2 protein-coding genes and 2 pseudogenes are annotated in these 2,289 nt (G+C 37.2%); 2 read left to right on the top strand and 2 right to left on the bottom strand.

Annotated elements, in window-relative coordinates:
- A pseudogene (locus UC75_RS14905) lies at positions 1-229 on the top strand (MFS transporter); the annotation flags it as partial.
- A 27-nt stretch (positions 230-256) separates the two neighbouring features.
- Here the strand turns inward: UC75_RS14905 and UC75_RS22575 are convergent.
- Positions 257-394, bottom strand: a pseudogene (locus UC75_RS22575) (hypothetical protein); the annotation flags it as partial.
- A gap of 85 nt (positions 395-479) precedes the next feature.
- Here UC75_RS22575 and UC75_RS14900 point away from each other — a divergent pair.
- Positions 480-1,058 (top strand): methyltransferase domain-containing protein, encoded by a 579-nt coding sequence (locus UC75_RS14900; RefSeq protein WP_049838029.1) that lies wholly within the window; start codon positions 480-482, stop codon positions 1,056-1,058.
- A gap of 64 nt (positions 1,059-1,122) precedes the next feature.
- Here the strand turns inward: UC75_RS14900 and UC75_RS21920 are convergent.
- Positions 1,123-2,289 (bottom strand): class I tRNA ligase family protein (locus UC75_RS21920; RefSeq protein WP_228137410.1); only part of this gene is annotated, 1,167 nt, incomplete at its 5' end.

The following is a 2,289-nucleotide window of genomic DNA, read 5'->3' as shown; positions in this document are numbered from 1 at the left end:
TTCTATATCATTAATGACTTGGATGATTCGTTCAGCCCCTATGCATATTGAATTAGCATCTGCACTTAATATTACTATGTTTAATTTATCAATAGGATTAGGAGCTTTTTTAGGTGGGCTAATTTATGATACCTCTGGAAGCGGATTGAATCTATTTTTTGGAAGTGTATTAGCTTGTATTGCGGCCATTTTAATATTTATTAATCACAATAAAAATCCCCTCAAGTGAAGGGGTTTTTTGAATCAAACTACTGTATTACAGCGTAGCAATCTGCTTCCTATTCGCTTTAACTTTCTCTAACTGAGCAGCAATCTTCGCTTTTTCACCCTTAACAATTCCTGTTGGTGCTTTAGATACAAAGCCTTCATTTGCAAGTTTGCCCGCGATTTGGTCGGTAGCTTCTAAAATAAGAAATCGTTGAGGTTATATTCTTTATAAAATATAGTGTGAAAATTATAAAAATTAAAAGATCGGATTTATGAATGAAAAATTTATTCAATTATCAAAAGAACTTAAACATAGACCTATTTTAGAGAAGGCTTTAGGTTATTTTCCTAACTTACCTTTAATTGCTATAGATTGCGGCTGTGGCGCTGGCAATGAATCTGCTTATCTACTCTCAAAGGGATTTAATGTTCATGCTTTTGATATTTCAATTGATGCACAAAGAGTCTGTGCTGAGCGATTTAAAGATAACTCTAAATTTAGTTTCTATCATGAATCTTTTGAAGACTTTAATTTTCCATCTGCAAGCTTAATTATTGCTTCATCAAGTTTATTCTTTTGCGACCCAAGTTATTTTTATAGTGTAATTAAACGAATTATAAATGCACTTCCTGAAGACGGACTTCTGGTAGTTGATTTATTGGGGACTCAAGATGAATGGGTTACTAGAGAACCTAAAAAATTTATAGGTTTTACTTACCAAGATATAGTCGATTTGTTTTTATACGAATTTAATTTATTGTTTCATAAAGAAATTAATGAAAATCTACCTTTGTTGAATGGTTGCATAAAATCATGGCATCTCCATATGCTGATTCTACAAAAAAAGTAATTTTTAAATATAGAAAAACCCAGAACCTGTTTGCACAGATTCTGGGTTCATTTAACTAAAAAGCTTAAAGCGCAGCAATCTGCTCCATATTTGCTTTAACTTTCTCTAACTGAGCAGCAAACTCAGCAAGCTTCGCTTTTTCACCTTCAACAACCGCTGCTGGTGCTTTAGAAACAAAGCCTTCGTTTGCAAGTTTGCCTGCAATTTGGTCGTGTTGCTTTTGGATTTTATCCAAGTCTTTTTGCAAACGAGCAAGCTCAGCTTTAGGGTCAATTAAGCCTTTCATTGGTACAAATACCGATGCATGGCTTACAACGCTAGAGCAAGATAAAGGTGGCTCTTGATCTTTATTCAAGAACTCAATGCTTTCAACTTTAGCTAGTGCTTTGAACAATGCTTCAATACGAATAATTTGTTCACGTTCAGCGTCAGATGTGTTTTGAAGTAATACTGGCAACAAGCGCGCATTACCTAAGCCTAACTCACCGCGAATGTTACGTACTGCGCCAATCAAACCTTGAAGCCATTGCATATCTGCTTCAGCTTGTTCATTGATTTTTGCCTGCTCTGGAATAGGGTATTGAGCAGTCATAATCGTTGGGCCGCCTTGACCAAGCATTGGTGCAAGAGTCTGCCAGATTTCCTCTGTCAAATACGGCATTAATGGATGAGCTAAGCGTAAAGAAGCTTCCATTACTGCAAGCAATACACGGCGTACTTCAGCTTTACGCTCTTCAGAAACTTCTGCATCGTTTAGAACGGGTTTAGTTAACTCAACGTACCAGTCACAATATTCATTCCAAATAAAGTCGTAAATCGCTTGAGCAGCAAGGTCTAAACGATACGTTGCAAACGCTTGATGTACAGCAGCTTCTGCTTTTTGCAGACGGCTCATAATCCATTGTTCTGGCAACTCCCATAGATCAGGGCGCGCTTGTTGACCAACAGTTTGGCCTTCAACATTCATAAGAACGAAACGAGTTGCATTCCAGATTTTGTTACAGAAGTTACGGTAGCCTTCAACACGTTTTAAGTCGAACTTGATGTCACGACCAGTGTTTGCAAGCGCACAGAACGTGAAACGAACTGCGTCAGTACCATAAGCATTAATGCCTTCTGGGAACTCTTTGCGCGTTGATTTTTCAATCTTCGCTGCATCTTTCGGGTTCATTAAGCCAGTCGTACGTTTTGCAACTAAACTTTCTAAATCAATACCGTCAATCAAGTCTAA

It is taken from the genome of Acinetobacter sp. V2 (assembly GCF_001188385.1).
Lineage (GTDB): Bacteria > Pseudomonadota > Gammaproteobacteria > Pseudomonadales > Moraxellaceae > Acinetobacter > Acinetobacter oleivorans.
The sequence above is the reverse complement of the archived record's forward strand: the minus strand, read 5'-3'. Positions and strand labels throughout refer to the sequence as shown.